The organism is Streptomyces hyaluromycini (assembly GCF_002217755.1).
Classification (GTDB): domain Bacteria; phylum Actinomycetota; class Actinomycetes; order Streptomycetales; family Streptomycetaceae; genus Streptomyces; species Streptomyces hyaluromycini.
Window position 1 is genome coordinate 927,020 of sequence record NZ_BCFL01000017.1, and the last position, 20,422, is coordinate 947,441.

Annotated in this window: 15 protein-coding genes, 2 tRNA genes and 3 pseudogenes; 14 read left to right on the forward strand and 6 right to left on the reverse strand. The window is 70.7% G+C overall.

All coding sequences use genetic code 11. From position 1 onward, the window contains the following. Position 1: 1 nt before the first annotated feature. From SSP29_RS12170 to SSP29_RS12195, 5 genes are all read left to right on the forward strand, one after another. A complete protein-coding gene (locus tag SSP29_RS12170; RefSeq protein ID WP_089100562.1) occupies positions 2-1,054 on the forward strand; it encodes an acyl-CoA dehydrogenase family protein in 1,053 nt (350 codons plus the stop codon). Further along, the gene (locus tag SSP29_RS12175) at positions 1,044-1,493 is read left to right on the forward strand and encodes a MaoC family dehydratase (protein WP_150134006.1); all 450 of its coding nucleotides are present in this window, start codon (positions 1,044-1,046) and stop codon (positions 1,491-1,493) included. The genes SSP29_RS12170 and SSP29_RS12175 overlap by 11 nt, the downstream gene beginning before the upstream one ends. Beyond that, on the forward strand, positions 1,490-2,656 hold the full coding sequence (locus SSP29_RS12180; RefSeq protein WP_089100564.1) for a lipid-transfer protein: 1,167 nt from the start codon (positions 1,490-1,492) through the stop codon (positions 2,654-2,656). Before SSP29_RS12175 ends, SSP29_RS12180 begins: the two co-directional genes overlap by 4 nt. A 344-nt stretch (positions 2,657-3,000) precedes the next feature. Further along, positions 3,001-3,570, forward strand: a complete 570-nt coding sequence (locus SSP29_RS12190; RefSeq protein WP_089100565.1) for a SigE family RNA polymerase sigma factor — start codon at positions 3,001-3,003, stop codon at positions 3,568-3,570. A gap of 141 nt (positions 3,571-3,711) precedes the next feature. Beyond that, a complete protein-coding gene (locus tag SSP29_RS12195; protein WP_089100566.1) occupies positions 3,712-5,367 on the forward strand; it encodes a long-chain fatty acid--CoA ligase in 1,656 nt (551 codons plus the stop codon). 156 nt (positions 5,368-5,523) lie between these two features. On the opposite strand, the gene SSP29_RS12200 is transcribed toward SSP29_RS12195, so the two are convergent. Together SSP29_RS12200 and SSP29_RS12205 are read right to left on the reverse strand one after the other, a co-directional pair. Continuing rightward, positions 5,524-9,627 (reverse strand): hybrid sensor histidine kinase/response regulator, encoded by a 4,104-nt coding sequence (locus SSP29_RS12200; RefSeq protein WP_089100567.1) that lies wholly within the window; start codon positions 9,625-9,627, stop codon positions 5,524-5,526. Between the two features lie 345 nt (positions 9,628-9,972). Beyond that, positions 9,973-10,389 (reverse strand): SSI family serine proteinase inhibitor, encoded by a 417-nt coding sequence (locus SSP29_RS12205; protein WP_089100568.1) that lies wholly within the window; start codon positions 10,387-10,389, stop codon positions 9,973-9,975. A 172-nt stretch (positions 10,390-10,561) separates the two neighbouring features. Between SSP29_RS12205 and SSP29_RS12210 the strand changes: the two genes are divergently transcribed. Beyond that, positions 10,562-10,652 (forward strand) — tRNA-Ser (locus SSP29_RS12210). A gap of 289 nt (positions 10,653-10,941) precedes the next feature. Continuing rightward, positions 10,942-11,014, forward strand: a tRNA-Arg gene (locus SSP29_RS12215). A gap of 94 nt (positions 11,015-11,108) precedes the next feature. Here the strand turns inward: SSP29_RS12215 and SSP29_RS12220 are convergent. The 4 genes and pseudogenes from SSP29_RS12220 to SSP29_RS12230 all read right to left on the reverse strand — a co-directional run bounded on the left by SSP29_RS12220 (position 11,109) and on the right by SSP29_RS12230 (position 14,285). After that, positions 11,109-12,353 (reverse strand): annotated as a pseudogene (locus SSP29_RS12220) (site-specific integrase). Further along, positions 12,334-12,453: pseudogene (locus SSP29_RS59650) on the reverse strand (DNA-binding protein); the annotation flags it as partial. The pseudogenes SSP29_RS12220 and SSP29_RS59650, both read right to left, overlap by 20 nt. Before the next feature lie 298 nt (positions 12,454-12,751). After that, the gene (locus SSP29_RS12225; RefSeq protein ID WP_245883073.1) at positions 12,752-13,990 is read right to left on the reverse strand and encodes a helix-turn-helix domain-containing protein; all 1,239 of its coding nucleotides are present in this window, start codon (positions 13,988-13,990) and stop codon (positions 12,752-12,754) included. Then, positions 13,971-14,285, reverse strand: coding sequence for a putative quinol monooxygenase (locus tag SSP29_RS12230; RefSeq protein ID WP_089100569.1), 315 nt, complete (start codon positions 14,283-14,285; stop codon positions 13,971-13,973). Before SSP29_RS12230 ends, SSP29_RS12225 begins: the two co-directional genes overlap by 20 nt. A gap of 212 nt (positions 14,286-14,497) precedes the next feature. Between SSP29_RS12230 and SSP29_RS12235 the strand changes: the two genes are divergently transcribed. The 7 genes and pseudogenes from SSP29_RS12235 to SSP29_RS58430 all read left to right on the forward strand — a co-directional run. Next, the gene (locus SSP29_RS12235; protein WP_245883074.1) at positions 14,498-14,911 is read left to right on the forward strand and encodes an ATP-binding protein; all 414 of its coding nucleotides are present in this window, start codon (positions 14,498-14,500) and stop codon (positions 14,909-14,911) included. A 98-nt stretch (positions 14,912-15,009) separates the two neighbouring features. Next, positions 15,010-15,402 carry a hypothetical protein gene (locus tag SSP29_RS59655; protein WP_089100775.1) on the forward strand — a complete coding sequence of 131 codons (393 nt, stop codon included), beginning with the start codon at positions 15,010-15,012 and terminating at the stop codon, positions 15,400-15,402. 194 nt (positions 15,403-15,596) lie between these two features. Continuing rightward, positions 15,597-15,902, forward strand: a pseudogene (locus SSP29_RS12245) (transposase); the annotation flags it as partial. A gap of 21 nt (positions 15,903-15,923) precedes the next feature. Beyond that, positions 15,924-16,337, forward strand: a complete 414-nt coding sequence (locus tag SSP29_RS12250; protein ID WP_089100571.1) for a cytidine/deoxycytidylate deaminase family protein — start codon at positions 15,924-15,926, stop codon at positions 16,335-16,337. Between the two features lie 139 nt (positions 16,338-16,476). After that, entirely contained in the window at positions 16,477-17,796 is a 1,320-nt protein-coding gene (locus SSP29_RS12255; protein WP_089100572.1) for an IS630 family transposase, read from the forward strand. Between the two features lie 550 nt (positions 17,797-18,346). Continuing rightward, a complete protein-coding gene (locus SSP29_RS12260) occupies positions 18,347-18,715 on the forward strand; it encodes a hypothetical protein (RefSeq protein ID WP_145968879.1) in 369 nt (122 codons plus the stop codon). 10 nt (positions 18,716-18,725) lie between these two features. Continuing rightward, positions 18,726-20,422: tetratricopeptide repeat protein (locus SSP29_RS58430; RefSeq protein WP_167449903.1), on the forward strand; the 1,697-nt coding region annotated here is incomplete at its 3' end.

Sequence of the window (20,422 nt, forward strand, 5' to 3'; positions counted from 1 at the left end):
CATGGACTTCACGCCCACCGAGGCCCAGGCCGAGGCCCGTGACCTGGCCGCCAGGATCTTCGCCGACCTCGCCACCCACGAGCGGCTGCGGGCCGCCGGCACCGGCAGCGACCCGGAGCTGTGGAAGGCGCTGTGCGGGGCGGGACTGGTGGCCGCGGTGGAGGAGCTGGGCCTGCTGGGGCTGGTGCTCCTCCTGGAGGAGCAGGGCCGCACCACGGCCCAGGTGCCGTACGCGGCGAGCTGCGTGTACGGGCAGCTGGCCGTCGCCGCGCACGGCACGGACGAACAGCGGGCGCGGCTGCTGCCGGGGATCGGGGACGGGTCGGTGGTGGTGGCCGGGGCGTTCCCCGCGCAGCAGGGCGTACGGCCCTCCGCGCGGGGCGGGCTGAGCGGCACCGTCCCCGTCGTCCCGTGGCTGCGGGACGCCACCCATGTCCTGGTCGCGGACGCCGGCCGGCGGCTGTGGCTGGCGCCGCTCGGCGAGGGCACAGGCACCGGTGTCGAGGAGATCGAGCTGACCGCGCCCTGGTCGGCGGGGCGGCTCACGCTCGACGAGGCCCCCGCCGAGCCCCTGGGCACCGACACCGGTACCGACACCGGCCCAGGCGCCTACGCCGACGTCCTGGCCACCGCCCGCACCGCCTTCGCAGGTCTCCAGGCGGGTGTCTGCGCGGGCTCCCTCGCCAGGGCCGTGGCCCACACCAACACCCGCGAGCAGTTCGGGCGCCCCCTCGCCACCCGGCAGGGCGTCCAGCTCCGCGCCGCCGACGCCCACATGGACACCGAGGCGATCCGGGTCACGGCGTACGAGGCGGCCTGGCGGCGGGACGCCGGACTGCCGTACGCCACGCACGCGCTGACCGCGGCCTGGTGGGCGTCCGAGGCCGGGCAGCGGGTGGTGCACACGGGCCAGCATCTGCACGGCGGCGCGGGCGCCGACGTCGACCACCCCGTGCACCGGCACTTCCTGTGGGGACGGCAACTGGACGCGTATCTGGGCAGCGGGAGCGAAGTGCTCCAGGAACTGGGGGAGTTGATCGCGAGTGGGGACTGAGACGACGAGGCCGGCGGTGGGCACGGCCCTGCCGCCGCTGGAGATCCCGATCACGCGGACGCTGATCGTCGCCGGGGCGATCGCGTCCCGGGACTACCAGGACGTGCACCACGACGCCGAACTGGCCCGCCAGAAGGGCTCCCCGGACATCTTCATGAACATCCTGACGACGAACGGCCTGGTCGGCCGGTACGTCACCGACTACTTCGGCCCGACGGCAGAGCTCCGCAAGGTCGCCATCCGGCTCGGCGCACCCAACTACCCCGGGGACCGCATGGTGTTGACCGGCAGGATCGAGGAGCTGGACGACGAGCGGGGGACGGCGACGGTCCGGGTGGTCGGCGCCAACGGCATCGGCAACCACGTGACCGGCACGGTGACACTCACCTTCGCCGAAGCCACGGTGACCGTCACCCTCACCGACGAGGCGGACTCATGAGCGTGCGGGGGCGGGACTCGCTCGGCGGGCGGGCGGCGATCGTGGGGATCGGGGCGACCGAGTTCTCCAAGGACTCGGGGCGCAGCGAGCTGCGGCTGGCGGCGGAGGCGGTGCGGGCCGCGCTGGACGACGCGGGACTGACGCCGGCCGACGTGGACGGGATGGTGACGTTCACGATGGACACCAGCCCGGAGATCACCGTGGCCCAGGCCTGCGGGATCGGCGAGCTGTCCTTCTTCTCCCGCGTCCACTACGGCGGCGGCGCGGCCTGCGCGACCGTCCAGCAGGCGGCTCTCGCCGTGGCCGCCGGGGTCGCGGAGGTGGTGGTCTGCTACCGCGCCTTCAACGAGAGATCGGGCCGCCGCTTCGGCTCGGGCGTACAGCACCGGGAGCCGTCGGCGGAGGGGGCGGCGCTCGGCTGGGCGCTGCCGTTCGGGCTGCTCACCCCGGCGTCCTGGGTGGCGATGGCGGCGCAGCGCTACCTGCACACGTACGGGCTGACCCCGGAGGCGTTCGGGCACGTGGCGGTGGTGGACCGCAAGTACGCGGCGACGAACCCGGCCGCCTACTTCCACGGCCGCCCCATCACCCTCGCGGACCACGCGGCCTCGCGCTGGATCGTCGAGCCGCTCCGTCTCCTGGACTGCTGCCAGGAGACGGACGGCGGCCAGGCCCTCGTCGTCACGTCGGTGGAGCGGGCGCGCGATCTGCCGCATCCGCCGGCCGTGATCGCGGCGGCCGCGCAGGGCGCCGGCCGGGCCCAGGAGCAGATGACCAGCTTCTACCGGGACGATCTGACCGGGCTGCCGGAGATGGGCGTGGTGGCCCGGCAGCTCTGGCGCACCAGCGGAATCGCCCCGGCCGACATCGACGTGGGGATCCTGTACGACCACTTCACCCCGTTCGTGCTGATGCAGCTGGAGGAGTTCGGGTTCTGCGGGCGGGGGGAGGCGGCGGACTTCGTGGCCGAGGCGCGGCTGCCGCTGAACACGCACGGGGGCCAGCTCGGGGAGGCGTACCTGCACGGGATGAACGGGGTGGCGGAGGGGGTGCGCCAGCTGCGTGGCACGGCCGTGAACCCGATACCGGGGGCGGACCGGGTCCTGGTGACGGCGGGCACGGGCGTACCGACGTCCGGGCTGGTCCTGACCTCGGACGGCTGAGCCCGCACCACAGGCCGGACACCTCTGCCGGCTGAGCCCGCACCACAGGCCGGACACCTCTGCCGGCCGAGCCCGCCACCACAGGCCGGACACCTCTGCCGGCCGAGCCCGCACCACAGGCCGGACACCTCTGCCGGCCGAGCCCGCCACCGTGCCGGACGCCTCGGACGGGTGAGGCCGAGGCCGTTGCCGTCCTCCCCCTCAGGGGTAAACCCGCAGGAGTTCCGCGCCCGTACTCCACCTTCAGGAGGTGTAGCCAGCCCCACCCCTACAACCTGAGGGGGACTCTGCTTCGGGACCTGCGGCCGATCCGCCGCGACACCGCTCGCTCATAGCGTGGAGCCATGACCACACCCGTCTGCACCAGCGCTTCGGACGCCGCTGTCTCGCCGAGGCAGACCCGCCCGCACGCCCGCCCCTACCCGTCGTTCGCGTCGTACGTCAGGGCCCGCCAGCCGGTCCTGCTGCGCACCGCCCGGTCGCTGACCGCGAACCCGAGCGATGCCGAGGACCTCCTCCAGACCGCGCTGGCCAAGACGTACGTGGCCTGGGAGCGGATCGAGGACCACCGGGCGCTCGACGGCTATGTGCGCCGGGCCCTGCTCAACACGCGTACCTCGCAGTGGCGCAAGCGCCGGGTCGACGAGTTCGTCTGCGACGAGATGCCCGAGCCCGAGTCGGTGCCCGGCGAGGACGACCCGGCCGAACGGCAGGCGCTGCACGACGCGATGTGGCGGGCGATCATGAAGCTCCCGGCGCGGCAGCGGGCGATGGTCGTGCTGCGCTACTACGAGGACCTGAGCGAGGTGCAGACGGCCGAGGTGCTCGGGGTGTCGGTGGGCACGGTGAAGTCGGCCGTGTCGCGTGCGCTCGGCAAGCTGCGTGAGGACCCTGAGCTGGACCTCGCCCGGTAGCAGTCGGAGCGGCCGGAGCCTCAGGAGCCTCCGGACGGGCTTTGTTGGCTTTCTCCTAGTGACATACCGGCTGGTATGTGCGCAGAATCAGCGCAGCCCCTTTACCGCCGAGTAGGGCAATGTCGCCCCCGGGAGGACGCCGTGCTGAGCACCATGCAGGACGTACCGCTGACTGTCACCCGCATTCTTGTGCACGGTGTGCTGGTGCACGGACGGTCCCAGATCACGACCTGGACCGGCGAGGGCGAGCCGCAGCGGCGCAGCTTCGCCGAGGCGGGCATCCGCGCGGTACAGCTGGCGAACGCCCTCCGCGACGACCTCGGAGTCCGCGGCGACGACCGGGTCGCGACCCTGATGTGGAACAACGCCGAACACGTCGAGGCCTACTTCGCCGTGCCGTCCATGGGCGCGGTCCTGCACACGCTCAACCTGCGCCTGCCCGCCGAGCAGCTGGCCTGGATCGTCAACCACGCCGCCGACCGCGTCATCATCGTCAACGGCTCGCTGATCCCGATGATCGCGCCGCTTCTGTCCAAGCTGCCGACCGTCGAGCACATCGTCGTCTCCGGCCCGGGCGACCGGTCGCCGCTCGCCGGTGCCACCGCACAGGTGCACGAGTACGAGGAACTGATCGCGGACAAGCCGAAGACGTTCGACTGGCCGGAGCTCGACGAACGCCAGGCCGCCGCCATGTGCTACACCTCCGGCACCACCGGCGACCCCAAGGGCGTGGTGTACAGCCACCGTTCGATCTACCTGCACTCCATGCAGGTCAACATGGCCCAGTCGATGGGCCTGACCGACCAGGACACCTCGCTGGTCGTCGTGCCGCAGTTCCACGTCAACGCCTGGGGCCTGCCGCACGCCACCTTCATGACCGGCGTCAACCTGCTGATGCCGGACCGTTTCCTCCAGCCCGGCCCGCTCGCCGAGATGATCGAGCGCGAGCGCCCCACGCACGCGGCCGCGGTCCCCACCATCTGGCAGGGCCTGCTCGGCGAGCTCACCGCCCGCCCCCGGGACGTCTCCTCCCTCACCCAGGTCACCATCGGCGGCGCCGCCTGCCCGCCCTCCCTCATGACGGCCTTCGACAAGCTGGGCATGCGGGTCTGCCACGCCTGGGGCATGACCGAGACCTCCCCGCTCGGCACCATCGCCCGCCCGCCGGCCCACGTGGTGGGCACGGAGGAGGAGTTCGCGTACCGCCTCACGCAGGGCCGCTTCCCCGCGTCCGTCGAGGCCCGGCTCAGCGGCCCCGGCGGCGAACGCCTCCCCTGGGACGGCGAGTCGGCGGGCGAGCTGGAGGTGCGCGGCCCCTGGATCGCGGGCGCCTACTACAACGGCCCCGACGCCGAACCCCTGCGCCCCGCCGACAAGTTCAGCGAGGACGGCTGGCTGAAGACCGGTGACGTGGGCACCATCTCCGCCGACGGCTTCCTCACCCTGACCGACCGTGCGAAGGACGTCATCAAGTCCGGCGGCGAGTGGATCTCCTCGGTCGAACTGGAGAACGCGCTGATGTCCCACCCGGACGTCGCCGAGGCCGCGGTCGTGGCCGTACCGGACGACAAGTGGGGCGAGCGCCCGCTGGCGACCGTCGTCCTGCGGGAGGGCGCCACGGCCACCTTCGAGACCCTGCGCATCTTCCTCGCCGAGGAGGGCAAGATCGCCAAGTGGCAGCTCCCCGAGCGCTGGACGGTCATCGAGTCGGTCCCGAAGACGAGCGTGGGCAAGTTCGACAAGAAGGTGCTCAGGAGGCAGTACGCCGACGGCCAGCTGGACGTCACCAGCCTGTGAACGCCCGGCAGCCTCTGAGCGCCCCGCGCTGAAGCGCCCCGTCAGGGGCGCGGGGCTGTATTCGATGTGCGGCTGCCGCCGCGTGGGCGCGACCAGCCACGACCCACCCGCGGCCGAAGGTCGGCAGTTCCCCGAACGGCGCTTTCCTGCTTCGCTTCAGTTCGTCCCGATCCTGGCCAGCAGATCAACGATCCGGCTCTGCACCTCGGAACTCGTCGACCGCTCCGCCAGGAACAGCACGGTCTCCCCCGACGCCAGCCGAGGCAGGTCCGCCTGGTCCACGGCCGCCGTGTAGACGACCAGCGGCGTCCGGTTCAGCTGCCCGTTCGCGCGCAGCCAGTCGATGATCCCGGCCTGGCGGCGGTGCACCTGCATCAGGTCCATCACCACCAGGTTCGGCCGCAACTGCCCGGCCAGCGTCACCGCGTCCGCGTCGCTCGCCGCCCGCGCCACCTGCATCCCGCGCCGCTCCAGCGTCGAGGTCAGCGCGAGCGCGATCTCCGCGTGCTCCTCGATCAGCAGCACCCGCGGCGGATGCTGCTCGCTGTCCCGGGGCGCGAGCGCCTTCAGCAGTACGGCGGGATCGGCGCCGTACGCCGCCTCGCGCGTCGCCTGTCCCAGCCCGGCCGTCACCATCACCGGCACCTCGGCCGCCACCGCCGCCTGCCGCAGCGACTGCAGTGCGGTCCGGGTGATCGGCCCGGTCAGCGGGTCCACGAACAGCGCCGCCGGGAACGCGGCGATCTGCGCGTCGACCTCCTCACGGGAGTTCACGATCACCGGCCGGTAGCCGCGGTCGCTCAGCTCCTGCTGGGTGGTGACGTCCGGCGCGGGCCACACCAGCAGCCGGCGCGGGTTGTCCAGCGGCTCCGGGGGCAGTTCGTCGTCCATCGGCTGCGGGCGCGGCGGGTCCGCGACCTCGACCGCACCGCCCGGACCGTCCAGCGGCTCCGGGCCCTCGGCGGCGTTCACGTCCGGTGCGCCTATCGCGTACGACCGTCCGGCGCCCTCGGTGGCCCCCACCAGCCGGGACTGCCCGGCCATCGACGGCTGCGGCAGCGACGGCTGCGGCTGGGCGGTGAGCGGCTGCTCGGCCTGCGGATGCGGCCGGGCCGACTGCTCGGGCTGCGACTGCTCGGCACGCGTGCCCGGGTCCGGGGGCGTGCCCAGCTTGCGGCGCCGTCCGTTGCCGCCGGGCTGGTGCGGGGGCGGGGTCGCCGTCGGCTGCTGCACCTGCGCGGCCTGCCGCGAGAACGGCACCCCCTGCCCCAGCGTCCGCACACTGAACGCCCGGCCCTGCGTGGAGTCCGGGTCGATCGGTGCCGGTGCCGGTGCCGGTGTCTGCGCCGGAGCTGGTGCCGGTGTCGCCGCCGGCAGCGCCGTCGCCTCGGCGGGCAACGGCTGTGCGGCACGCGCCGGTCGGGAGGCGGCGGGGGCGGCGGGGGCGTCGTCGGCGCCCGGCCACTGCTGCGGCCCGGGGGCCACCGGAGCGGCCTCCGCCGGAAGCGGCTGCGCGGGAGCCGGGGCGGCCTCGGCGGCCGGGGCAGGCTGCCCGGGGGCCACCGGAGCGGCGCCCGGCGGCTGCGGTTGTGGCTGCGGGGGTGCCTGGGCCGGTACGGCAGCGCCCGGCAGCGCCTGCGGAGCCGGAAGGGCGGGCTGGCCCTGGTTCGCCGGCCCGGCCTGCACCGGGATGCCCTGAGGCTGCACCGGCTGTCCGGGAGCGGCCGCCTGCGCGGGCACCGCCGGGACTGCCTGGACCGCTGGGACCGCCGGTACTGCCGGTACCGCCAGGGCGTCCGGAGTGTTCTCCGCGCCCGGCTGGCCCACGGCCCGTCGGCGACGGCCGGTCGGTGCGTTGGTGGGGTGCGGCTGCGGCGGGGTGTGGTCCTCGGCCTGGTCGTGCGCCACGGCATCGTGCCGGCCCTCGTCGCCCGCCGCGCCGATCGGCTCGGGGGTGCGGTCGGCCTCGGCGGGCGGCAGCGCGAAGACCGGGCGGGGGCCCGCCTGCTGCTGCTCGGCCCGCTCCGCCCGCTCGGCCGCGGCGGCCAGCGCGCGCCGCCTGCGTCCGCCGGGCTGCCCCTCGTCGGCGCCCTGCTCGGACGGGGCCGCGGGCAGCGCAGGCGGCAGCGCCTGCCGCTCGTCCGGCTCCCGCCGGGCGCGCCGCCCCGACGCCGGCACGGGCACGCCCTGCGGCGGAACGGTGCCGCCCAGACCCGTACCCGAGGCGGCCGCCCCCGCGCCCTGCTCGGCCGCCGTCATCACGGCGCCCTCGGAGACCCCCGGGCCACCGTCGGCCGGGCGCCCGCGCCGCCGTCCGGTACCGCCGGACGCCGACTCCGCGCTCTCGATCGCCGCGGGCCCGCTCTCCGGGCCCTCCGCCTCGGCGGCGCGCCGGCGCCGCCGCCCGGTCGGCGTGACCGGGACCTCGCCCTCGTCCTCGCCGCCCGCCTCGCCGGGAACGTCACTCTCCAGGAAGGCGTCCACGGAGGACCGCCGGGCCCGCCGCCGCCCGCCGGTCTCGACACCGGCCTCGCCAACGCTTTCGGCGGCGGCCTGGATCATGGCCACCTCGGTTCCGGCCGGCGTGGGCACGGCTCCGGCGCCACCGCCGATCGGCACCTCCAGCACGAACGCGCTGCCGCTCATCCCCGGCACTTCATGGGTCTGCAGCACCCCGCCGTGGGCCCGCACGATCCCGCGCACGATCGGCTCGTGCACCGGGTCTCCCCCGGCGTACGGCCCGCGCACCTCGATACGGACCACCTCGCCGCGCTGCGCCGCCGCGACCACCACCGTGTTGTCCATGTAGCCGCCCGCGGAGACGGGCGCGTTGCCGGTCGCGTCGACGCCGGCCACGTCCGCGATGAGATGCGCGAGCGCGACGGCGAGCCGCTGCGGGTCCACCTCGGCCTCGATGGGCGGCGCGTGCACGGCGAACTGCACCCGCCCGGGCCCGATCAGCTCCACCGCCCCGTCCACACCGGCGGCGACGACGGCGTCGAGCATCACCTTCGTACGGTTGATGTCCTCGGTGCCCGCGTCCAGCCGCTGATAGCCGAGCACGTTGTCGATGAGCTGGGTGATACGCGAGTAACCGGCCGACAGATGGTGAAGCACCTGGTTGGCCTCGGGCCACAGCTGCCCGGCGTCGTCCGCGGCGAGCGCGGCCAGTTCCCGGCGCAGCTCGTCGAGGGGGCCGCGCAGCGACTGCGCGAGCAGCGTCAGCAGCTGCTCGTGCCGCCCGGAGAGGGCCTCGTACCGGTCCTTCTCGCGCTCGCCGAGGGCCGCGTACCGGTCCTCGCCGGCCGCCAGTTCCTCGGCGTGCCGTTCGAGCAGCTCCTCGACCTCGGTGACGTGCTTCTGGCGCAGCGCGGTCAGGTCGGAGGCGTGCTCCTCGGAGAGCCGCTCCAGCTCGTCGGCGTGGGCCTTCTCCTGGGCCGTCTTCTCGTCGACGACGGAGTCGTACGGCCGCCGGTCGGTGAACGTCATCACGGCGCCGACCAGCTGGTCGCCGTCGCGCACCGGTGCGGTCGTCAGGTCGACCGGCACCTTCTTGTCGCCCTTGGCCCACAGCACCTGCCCGCGCACCCGGTGCTTGCGCCCGGAGCGCAGGGTGTCGGCGAGCGGCGACTCGGCGTACGGGAAGGGGGAGCCGTCGGCGCGCGAGTGCAGCACGAGGTTGTGCAGCTCCTTGCCGCCCAGCTCACCGGCCCGGTATCCCAGTATCTGAGCGGCGGCCGGATTGACGAGCACGATCCGCCCGTCGGTGTCCGTCCCCACGACGCCCTCGCTCGCCGCCCGCAGGATCATCTCGGTCTGCCGCTGCGAGCGGGCCAGCTCGGCCTCGGTGTCCACGGTGCCGGTCAGGTCGCGGACGACGAGCATCAGCAGCTCGTCGCCGCTGTAGCCGTAACCGTCGTAGGCCTGCTGCCCGTTCTCCAGGTTGGCGCTGGTGACCTCGACCGGGAACTCGGTCCCGTCGGTGCGCCGCGCGACCATCCGAGTCGGCTTGGTCCGCCCACGGGGATCCATGTGGTCGGGCCGCCGCATCGACCCCGGGATCAGCCGGGAGTCGAACTGCGGAAGCAGATCGAGCAACCCGCGCCCCACCAATGCCGTCCCCGGCGCCTCGAAGGCCTCCAGGGCGATGGTGTTCGCGTTGACGACGGTGCCGTTGGCGTTGACCAGTACCAACGCATCCGGCAGCGCGTCCAGTATGGCTGCGAGGCGAGCAGCGCCTCGGGATGGCCTGCTGCTCACGAGACGCTTCCTCCCTGTTACCGCACCTTGCCGACCGCTCGGGCCATCTTGCCAACCGGCCCGCGGCGTGTCACGCGAGGGAGTCTAAAGGCACCGGTTGCGCTCGCGACGCCGGATGAGAGGGAGGTCGCACGACGAAGTGACGGCGAACATGTGACCGACACGCCTCACCTCCGCCGTACCTTCGCGGGACATTTACGGAAGCGGGGCCACGACCGTGAAACGGCTGTGCCGCCGTTATGACCCGAGGCGGGCTCACGGACCGAGGCGGCGTTACGGACCGGAGCCGGTTCACGGACCGAGGCCGGTTGACGAATCGAGGCGGGTTGATGAACCGAGGCGGGTCTATGAGCCCAGGTCGGGCAGCAGGGGCACCATCCGGTCCCAGCGTCCGATCTCGCAGCCGTTGCTGCGGTCGTACGTGGCGTCGACCGGGCGGCCGGCCCAGGTACCGGTGACGTGGGCGGTGGCGGGGCCGCCGTAGAGCATGGTGCAGGCGGTGCCCGGGGCGACCGGGGCGAAGGTGTCGCGGCCCCAGCGGGTGTTCCGGTCGAGCGCCTGGCAGGCCCCGCCCACGTCCGGGTGACTGCCGGCGCCGGGGTGACAGGACAGCTCGTACGTCCCGTCCCGCCCGTCCCCGGCGTGCCGCACGGTGACGGTGAGGTGGTCGGCCGTCACGGCGGCGGAGGCGGGCAGGGCGGCGACGGACCCGAGGACGGCGGCGACGGCCCCGAGGGCGCCCCGCACGGCGAAGTGAGACATGCCCTGCCCAACGCGCGGCCCGCCGGGATGTTGCGCGACGCCTCCGGGCCCCGCGAGAAGGGCTTTGCCCTGCGGCCCGACTGCCTAGTACCGTGGGAGCCGATTGGTGACAGCACGCTCGACTGTGTCATCATCTGCACGCACCACTCGCGATCGCGCGGGCGGCTGTGCTGGAGGCGTCGCCTAGTCCGGTCTATGGCGCCGCACTGCTAATGCGGTTTGGGCCTTAAAGCCCATCGAGGGTTCAAATCCCTCCGCCTCCGCACCTCAATCAGGGAGTCCAACCATTTCGGTCTGGGCTCCCTGATTCGCGTTTACGGCCGCGCCACCACGACACCCCACACCGCCACCGACGCGACGCCGACCCACCACACGCCCCGCCCCACCCCCCGGCCACCGCCGCCCGCAGGCCCCACCCGATACGACGTTTCCGCAGCTCACAAGGGGTGCGCCTAACGGATTTCACATGGCGGCGGCAGTCATGTAATGTTCTTCCTGTCGCCGCGAGCGGGCCGAAAGGGCCGGGAGCAAAGACAAAATACAAAAAAACAAGCACTCGTAGCTTAACGGATAGAGCATCTGACTACGGATCAGAAGGTTGCAGGTTCGAATCCTGCCGAGTGCACACAGGTCAAAGGCCCCGGATCACTCCGGGGCCTTTGTCGTTTCGGGGCCGTACAGCAGCGAAGTACAGCAACGGCTGATGTCAGCGGTTGATGTCAGCCGTCGGTCCGTGAGCCGCCCATCGCTTCCGACAGCTTGCCGAGCGGGGCCCACACCTCCTCCTCGCTCGCCTCCGCGTAGACCTCCATAGTCATGGCGATCTGTGAGTGCCGGAGAATCCGCTGGGCGACCTTCGGGTGCACCTTGAGGGCGACCAGGAGTGAGCTGCATGTGTGCCGGGTGTTGCGGAGCGGGATGACCCGGAGGCCGGCACGGCGAGCGCGTAGGGCGAACATGCGGGTGAGGTTGCCGGGCTCGATCGGGGTCCCGTACTTCGTGGTGAAGATGAGTCCCCGGGTGTCCTGCCAGAGATCACCGGCCGCCTTCCGGTCGCCGGTCTGCTGAGCGTGGCGCATACGGAGCGCCTTGAGGCAGAACTGGGGGAGCGGAAGGAAGTCGTCGGACTCCTCGGTCTTGGTCTCCCGGTGGAGAATCTGTCGACCCGCCCGCTGGATCTGGTGGTCCACGTACAACTCCCCCGTCTCGAAGTCGATCGACTTCCAGGTGAGGCCCAGGACCTCACCACGACGCAGCCCGAGGCACAGCACGAGCACCCAGGCCGCGAACAGCGGATCTTCACGCGCCAGGGGATCGGCGAGGAAGCGGCCTGCTTCGACGACGGACCACGGCTTGATCCGACGACGCCGAGGCTTCGGGACCTTGACCAGGGAGGCCACGTTCTTGCTGATCTCCTCCTCGGTCACGGCGTGGGTGAGCGCGGGCCGCAGGGCATCACGCGCGGCCTGGACCACGCGGCGGGACGGGTACGCCTCACAGCACTCGCCGACGGCACAGCAGCGCCGCCGTTCCTGGGGCCGCTTGGCGTCCTTCTCCTGGGCGCAGCACTGGCAGATGCCGGCCAGCTTGGTCAGCCACTCGCGCACGTCCCGCACGGTCAGTTTGTCGAGGCGTTTCGTACCCAGGTGCGGGACGATGTAGAGCCGCGCCGAGCCCTCGTACGAGACCTATGGCAGCGGAGCGAGGTTGGGCTTCACGATCGATTCGAGCCAGTAGGAGAGGAACGCCTGCACCGTGCGGTGGCGGGTCTGCACCGGGCCCCTGGTGGCTTCGTTGTGGAGCTTGATCCACTTCTCGTGTGTCTCCTCGCGGGTCTTCCCGTAGACGTACTTTCGCTTCCGGTCTCCCTCGGGGGTCGTGACCCAGACGTACGCGGCGAAGCCGTTCTTGTACGGGTAGATAGACCCTTCGCCGTTGGCGCGCTCATGCGGACCACCTCTCAGCGTCCCCGGCGCACCGGTTGACGTATTCGTCCACCCAGGCCGGGAGGATGCGACGGTTCCGGCCGACCTTCACGGAACGGATCTCGCCCGCGAGCACGAGCGCCTACGCACGCACGGTGCACTTAGTGACGGATGGCTACGCAACGGGAGGTTGACCGCATACCGGCTGAGCGCGATACGCTCCAAGAGCGTTGATGCTAATGACACGCCCGGCCTGAGTGGGACTGCCTCCCGCTCAGGCCACATTTGTGTTCTGTGGCCCTTCCGCTCACGCGCCGGCGCAGGTGTGCCTTCCTGCTCCGGCCCGTTCGCATGCCCGCATCACCTGCTCCGCTGGACGCGAAGAGGCATGCCGACACCAACCACAGTAACCCGCACTCCAAGTACTATCTAGTACTTCAGGTACCAGTCCGTACTTCTTGTACGCCCAACTCCCTCGCCAGGGAGCGCAGTTCCTCAGAGGGCGGCTGGCTCATGGTCAGCAGGTCCGCCGCGAGTTGCTTCACCATCGGCAGGGCCTGCACCATCTCGGGCGACAGCTCACGCGCCTTCACCAGTGCTGAAATCGCGTCAGCGACCTGCCGACGCTGGGCATAAGCCCTGGCCGCGTCGATCTGAAAGCGTGTCTGCCGTTCCGCGGACAGCCCCGACGCGTCCACAGCCTGTGCAGCCCGCAGCGCAACTCCGGCATCGCCGAGGTCGACCGCCACGGCCACTTCGTGCAAGCCGACATTGGTCGGCCCGAACTCGGTGTTGTAGTCGTTGCGCCCATCGCCGACCTGTTCGGCCATCTCGCGAGCGTCGCGCAGATACCCGTACGCGTCGTCCGCCAGGTTCAACCGAGCGGCAGCGACAGCCCGTTGCAAGGTCAAGGCACCGCGCAGCGCGACCGCCTCGACCTGTCCGGAGTCGGCCAGAGGCCGCAGCGCGTCAGCAGCGCTCCCTGACACCTGGGCCGCCTGCTCGAAGTGACGCGCGCCAAGGAAGACCAGCGACAACCGGAATTCACCGGCCGCCATCAGCAGCGGATCATTGGCCCGCTCGGCAGCAACCACCGCACGGTCTACGGCGATCCAGGCCGCCTCGGGTTCCCCCATGTTCGCGAGCGCGCCACTGCACGTGTGATACATGACCGCCAGCAGCCGGAACAGCTCGGGACGGTCCGCCTCCGGAACCGATCGGGTCGCCGACTCCAGTCGCGGAACCAGTCCTTCGAGCAGCTCGGCCAGGTCGGCGTAGTTCCCCTGGTGCGTGAGCGACCAGGCACGGTCGACCTCGGCGCGAAGCGCCGGCACATCGGGAGAGGTGTCCTTCTGACCGAGGACCGCCTTCAGTGAGTGCGCGGCACTCAGCACCAGCCGCAGCCGACTCGCCCCGGGCGGCTCGCCCTCGGCCACGGACGCCACGATGGGAGCTTCGGCCGCCAGCTCGGCGACCGGAACTTCAAGGACATCGGCGACCTTCTCCAGGACGGTCATCCGGTCGATACGCCGGACGCCCCGTTCTACCTGGGACACCCACGCTTCCGAGCGCCCCAGCAGGCCGGCGAACTCCTTCTGTGACAGCCCTCGTCGCTTGCGGTGGAAGGCGATCTTGCGGCCAAGTGCCTTCTGGTACTCAGTACTCAACGTCCACACCCTTGCCTGACACGAAGTCGAGGCGGTCAACCTCCGTGGCCGAGAGATACAGGTTCCTCTCGGAGAGGAAGGCCTGCACGTAGTCCTTCGATTCGTGCTCCTCGAAGGCGTCCTTGTCCCGGTACAGCTCGTAGAACACGCGCTCCAGCGGGCGGCCGTCAACACGATGCACTGTGTAGATCACCGTGCCGGGCTCATTCGCACGGATCTGCTCACCCGTCCGCGCCACGAGGTCGTCGAACGCGGCTGCCGCCGCTTCGTCCTTGCAGGTGAAGCGTACAAACAGTCCGAACATGCGAGGTCCTCTCTCCAACGGCATCAGGTCAGCACCCGACCGCACAGCGAACGCTATGCGCCGACCGCCCGCACGAAAAGTGCGAACCCGCACTCCCGGTACGCGCACATTCGGTACGGTGCTAGTACTAATTGTACGACTCTGCGTGGTCCGTGTCAGCCGGTCGGCACCGCTGACACAGAAAACAGCAGCTCAGCGCCATGGAGGACGCCTTGCCCACGCGCCAACGCACCTTCCCGGGGGATCCTCAAGAACTCCGCACCGCGCGCAACTGGACCCGCGCCACGCTCAACGACCACCCTCAGGCCGAAGAGGCCGCCCTGATCGTCACCGAACTCGGCACCAACGCCGTGGTACACACCGCGAGCGGCGACGCCGCCGGCGCCTTCCACGTCACGCTCACCGTCTCCGAGGCGACCATCACGATCGAGGTGACCGACTCGGGGCACGCGAAGTCCACTCCCGAGATCCAGCTCGCTTCCCTCACCGCCACCCACGGCCGCGGACTCGGCATGGTCGCCGCCCTCGCCGACAGCCTGACGGTCAAGGGCGACGACTCGGGCCGCACCGTCACCGCCGAACTCCATGTCCGGGCGAGCCTTCAGGAGCCGACACCGTGCCCATGAGCCCTGAGCCGGACAGCCAGCAGACCCCCGATCCCAACGATGTCTACGGCATGGCTGAGGCGGAGCTCCCCAGGGACACCCGCCAGGAAAGGCCACTCATGCTGACGAACGGCACCAGGCACGGTTTCTGGTGCGAGTGTTGGACCGACGACATCACCAGCCAGGAGCGGCCGGCACTCCGAGCTTCCTTCGACGCCTACTCCGCACCCCAGGCAGACAGATGGGTCGCCATCGCACTGCGGACCATCTCACCGGCACTCGACCCCGAGGCGTCCGACGAGGCATGGGCCTGGCTCTACCACGGCCGCATCGCAACACGGCACGCCCTACTGCGAGGCCGACCCTGCTCAGTGACGGTCACTCACACCAGCACCCGCATCACATGGACCATCCGTCCAGTGACCTTCCTGCCACTCGCACACCGCCAGGGCACCGAATTCCCCGCCTGCACACAGGACTTCAAACCCCACGAGCCCCACGCATCCGACTGAGTAACAACCTTCTTCACGTGTTCAAGGCGGCTCGCTCCGCTCCCCGCGCGCGGCCCGGCCCCCGGCCGGGCCTGCGCTCCAGTCTCCGCCCCGCTCCAGCCCGGCCGGCGCCCGTGCCGCGCGCTAAGCGTTCAGCCGCCTGATGCCAGAGAAGGGGTACGTCGTGGCTGGGGCGGTCGGCTCCACGGCTTTAGCCACCTCCCCGTATCGCGATCGTGCTCGACAACTTCTCCCCGCACCTGACCACCAAGAAGGACATCCGGGTCGGCGACTGGGCCAAGGCCAACAACGTCGAATTCGCCTACACGCCGACCAACAGCTCGTGGCTGAACCGGATCGAGGCCCAGTTCACCGCCCTGCGTTACTTCACGCTGGACGGCACCGACCACAGCAGCCACAAGGAACAGGGCAGCATGATCCGCCGCTACATCATATGGCGGAACAAGCACACCGCCGATATTCGCTTGCACGCCATCGTCACGCGGGTCAACGTCGCCTGACACCTGACGAAGGCAGAGAAGATGACCACGCAGACCCACCCCGTCGACCACGAACTCATCCAGGCTGCGGCGCACGTGGCTCGCACTCGCTGCCGGGGTGACAACCACACCATGGCGGCCGCGGCCCGCGCCCGGGACGGCCGGATTGTCACGGCGGTGAATGCCTACCACTTCACGGGAGGACCCTGCGCCGAGCTGGTCGTCATTGGTGCGGCAGCCGCCCAGGGCGCCTACGAGCTGGACACGATTGTCGCCGTGGGCGACCGCGACCGGGGGGTTGTTCCCCCGTGCGGCCGGTGCCGTCAGGTCCTTCTCGACTACTTTCCCGCCCTCAAGGTCATCGTCGGCGAAGACGACCGCGTCCGAACCGTCCTTGTCACCGACTTGCTGCCTGAATGCTACGTCTGGGCCGACCACCAGCTCGACGCCGAGTAGACCGCGCCACTCAGCACGAGCTGGCACCGTCGGCCGACAACAGGGCGAACGTTGCTTGATGCGGCACTAGTGTGATGCGCCAGAAATCCTGAGGGTTAGTAAGTACCTTGTTGGCATGTCGCATTCGGGGCCTTCTGCTGTGGCGATCACACTGTCCGAGGCCGAGCGCGCCGAGTTGGTGCGCCGGACGAAAATGCCACACCGGCGCTCGGCCGAGAAGGCCCGCATCATCCTGGCGTGTGCTGACGGCATGTCAAACGCGAGTGTGGCGCGGGTCGTCGGTGTCCAGGCCAAGACCGTCGGCAAGTGGCGCCGGGCTTTCGCCGCGGAGCGGATGGCCGGGCTTGAGGACGCCGGCTGGATCGGCCGGCCGAAGGCCGACCTGATCCTCGACGATGCTGAGCGCAGGCAGCTGCAGCAGTGGGCGCGGCAGGCCAAGACCGCCCAGTTCCTTGCGTTGCGCGCGAAGATCGTGCTGCGCTGCGCGGAGGGCGGGACGAACCAGCAGGCTGCGGCCGACCTCGGCATCGACAGGTCGACCGTGGACCGCTGGCGGGCCCGGTTCATCGCAAGACGCCTCGATGGTCTGCACGACGAGCCGCGCTCCGGCCGGCCGCCTTCGATCCTCCTCGACCAGGTCGAAGAGGTCGTCGTGGCCACCCTGGAGTCGCTCCCTGACCGGGACACGCACTGGTCACGGGCCTCGATGGCCCAGCGCACCGGCCTGTCGAAGTCGACGATCGGGCGAATCTGGAAGCGGTTCGACCTCAAGCCCCACCTGCAGGACTCCTTCAAGCTGTCCACCGATCCGCAGTTCGTCGCCAAGGTCGTCGACGTCGTCGGCCTGTACCACCACCCGCCCGAGAAGGCGGTCGTGCTCTGCGTGGACGAGAAGTCCCAGATCCAGGCGCTGGACCGGTCCCAGCCGGTGCTGCCGATGATGCCGGGCATGCCCGAACGCCGCACCCACGACTATCTCAGGCACGGCATCACCAGTCTGTTCGCCGCCTTCAACATCGCCGACGGCACCGTCATATCGGCACTGCACCGCCGCCACCGGGCGATCGAGTTCAAGAAGTTCCTGGTCCGGATCGACAAGGCAGTGCCCGCTGGGCTCGACGTCCATCTCGTCTGCGACAACTACGCCACCCACAACACCGCCGAGATCAGGACCTGGCTCGGCAAACACCCACGCTTCCACGTCCACTTCACCCCCACCGGCTCCTCCTGGATGAACCAGGTCGAGCGGTGGTTCGGCCTGCTCACCGACAAACTCATCCGCCGCGGCGTCCACAGGTCCGTGAAGGCACTGGAGGACGACATCACCGCGTGGATCGACACCTGGAACGAGAACCCACGGCCCTTCACCTGGACCAAAACGGCCGACGAGATCCTCAACTCCCTCGCCGACTACCTCACCAAGGTCGGAACAACCGGCCAGAAAACAGAGCAGAACTAACCCTCAGGATTTCTGGCGCATCACACTAGCGGGCAGCACTGACAACGGCCGGGTGGGAGGAGGCGCGGACGTGCGCGGTTCCGGTACAGCAACGAAGTACAGCAACCCCAGCAATCGACCATGGCCAACAGCGAACTCAGAGGAGCCGAACGGTGGCCTCTATGACCGCCGTTGACCGATCTCTGTAGAGCTACGGATCAGAAGGTCGAGCGTCCCCTGCGGCAGTCCAGTCACAGGCCAGGCCGTCTCAGTTTCCGTCTCATTCAGCGCTGTACAGGGCTGTTCAGCCCGGACCGCACATGGCAATCGACTCATGGACCGGCCAGCCGTGAACGCAGGTGAACGGTCCTGTACGAGCCCCGCGCCCTCACCACCACAGTTGGAAAGCGTGTTGCTGGTCGGCACTGTCGCCGCGTGCCTGTCTGGACGGCGGATCAGCAGCTGCGCACGGCTCGGTCGTCAATTTCCCCCGTGGCTGGGTTCTGATGGCGCGGTAGGTGCAACCATGGTTTGTTTCAGGTGCGTTGGCCGGTTCGGACGGGGGCGGGGTATGGCGGCGCTGCGGTGGGTGGTTGCGGTGGTGGCCTCGGTGGCGGCGTTCTTTGCCGTGGCCGTGCCATGGGCAGTGCTGTCTTCGGGCGGGCATGACCCGTGGGAAGTGATCGGCCCGGTCGCCGGTGTGGTCGCGGCCGGGGTGCTGGCCGCGCTGGGCTGGTGGGCCTCCCAGACCGGCACACCTGCAGGCAGAGGGCCGGAGCGCACGGTACGGCAGTCGGCACGCGCCAAGGGGAACATCAAGCAGACCGCAGGAAACCACAGTGCGGCCGGCAGGACCGGGCGTCGGCCGATGCGGGAGAACATCCGCCAGAAGGCACGCGGCGGCGGTGACGTCGACCAGGCCGGCGGGGACCGGGCCTGAGGGGCCGGCAGTGGTGGAGCGACCAGGGCAGCGCCGTACGCGTCAGCAGGCACGGGCACAACGGGACGTCATACAGGCGGCGGGGGACATGCACGTGTACCGGCCGCCGGTGCCCGGCCCGTCCGTGCAGTGGCCGGTGTGGGTGGGGGACGTCCCGCGGCTCGCCGCGGCGTTCCAGCCGCGTACGGCGATACGGGACCAGGCCGATGAGGCGCGGCGCGAGGGTCGTGACGTGGTGCTGTCCGGCGCGGGCGGAGTGGGCAAAAGCCAGCTGGCGGCATCCCTGGCACGGCAGCTGCGGGACCAGGAGAACACCACGGATGCCGGTCTGGACGTACTGGTGTGGGCGGGAGCCACCAGCTCCGACCAGATCATCACCGCGTACGCGGAAGCAGCCGGGCAACTGCATCTTCCCGGGGCCGACCAGGAGGACGAAGGCGGGGCGGCGCGGCTGTTCGTGCGGTGGCTGGCGGCCACGCGGCGACGGTGGCTCGTGGTGCTCGACGACCTCACCGACCCTGCTCCCCTTGAGGAATGGTGGCCGGACAGCGGTACGGGTAACGGCTGGGTCCTGGCCACCACCCGGCGCGAGGATGCCCAGCTCAGCGGCCAGGGCCGGACCCTGATCCGGCTCGGCCTCTACACGCGGGACGAGGCAGCTGCCTATCTGCGCCGCCGGCTCACCGACGCCGGACACGCCCACCTCCACTACCCCGACCAGGCGGAAGAGCTGGCAGAAGAACTTGGCGATCTGCCCCTCGCCCTGGGCCACGCCGCCGCCTACCTCATCAACACCCGGCACACGATGCCCGATTACCTCACCCTGCTGCGCGACACCCGCAGCAGGCTGAGCGATCTGCTCCCGCCTAGCGCCGACACCGAAGGCTACGGACGGACCGTCACCGCCTCGCTCCTGCTTTCCCTCGACGCCGTCGACAAAGCCGACACCACCCAACTGGCACGCCCCCTGCTGCACCTCGCCTCACTCATGGCCCCCCTCGGCCACCCCGCCACCACATGGACCACACCCGCAGCCCTCAGCCATCTGCGCACCGCACGCCCACCACAACGCCGCCGGCTGCGCCGCCACCACCCGGCCGTCACCGAAGGTGAGGTGCGCAGCGCGCTGGAATGCCTGCGCACCTATGCCCTGATCACCCAGGACACCACCACCGCCCCCATCCGTCTGCACGCCCTGACCGCCCGCGCGGTGCGCGAAACCATCCCCTCCGGCACCCTCCCGGCCACAGCCCGTACCGCGGCCGACGCGATCTTGAGACTGTGGCCCGGCCACGACCACGAGAAACGGGAACTGACCGCCACACTGCGCGCCAACACCGCCCATCTCGATGACCTCACCCGCTCGGCCCTGTGGCAGCCCAAAACCCACCCGTGCATCTACCGGGTCAGCAGCAGCCTCACGGATGCAGGGCTCTACCAGCAGGCCGTCGAGTACGACGAGAGAATCGCTCGCCACAGCAACGAGATCCACGGCCTCGACCACCCCGACACCCTCCGCGCCCGCAACAACCTCGCCGTCTCCTACAGCGATGCCGGACGCATCCAGGAGGCCCTCGACCTGCGCGAGCGGGTCCTGGCCGACTTCGTGCGCATTCTGGGCGACGACCACCCCGACACCCTCTCCGCCCGCAACAACCTCGCCGTCTCCTACAGCGAAGCCGGACGCATCCAGGAGGCCCTCGACCT

Bases quoted from the DNA above. Each gene is read 5' to 3' on its own strand.
- SSP29_RS12170 (WP_089100562.1), top strand. From the start codon at position 2: ATGGACTTCACGCCCACCGAGGCCCAGGCCGAGGCCCGTGACCTGGCC.
- SSP29_RS12180 (WP_089100564.1), top strand. From the start codon at position 1,490: ATGAGCGTGCGGGGGCGGGACTCGCTCGGCGGGCGGGCGGCGATCGTG.
- SSP29_RS12190 (WP_089100565.1), top strand. From the start codon at position 3,001: ATGACCACACCCGTCTGCACCAGCGCTTCGGACGCCGCTGTCTCGCCG.
- SSP29_RS12205 (WP_089100568.1), bottom strand. From the start codon at position 10,389: ATGTCTCACTTCGCCGTGCGGGGCGCCCTCGGGGCCGTCGCCGCCGTC.
- SSP29_RS12230 (WP_089100569.1), bottom strand. From the start codon at position 14,285: ATGTTCGGACTGTTTGTACGCTTCACCTGCAAGGACGAAGCGGCGGCA.
- SSP29_RS59655 (WP_089100775.1), top strand. From the start codon at position 15,010: ATGCTGACGAACGGCACCAGGCACGGTTTCTGGTGCGAGTGTTGGACC.
- SSP29_RS12250 (WP_089100571.1), top strand. From the start codon at position 15,924: ATGACCACGCAGACCCACCCCGTCGACCACGAACTCATCCAGGCTGCG.
- SSP29_RS12260 (WP_145968879.1), top strand. From the start codon at position 18,347: ATGGCGGCGCTGCGGTGGGTGGTTGCGGTGGTGGCCTCGGTGGCGGCG.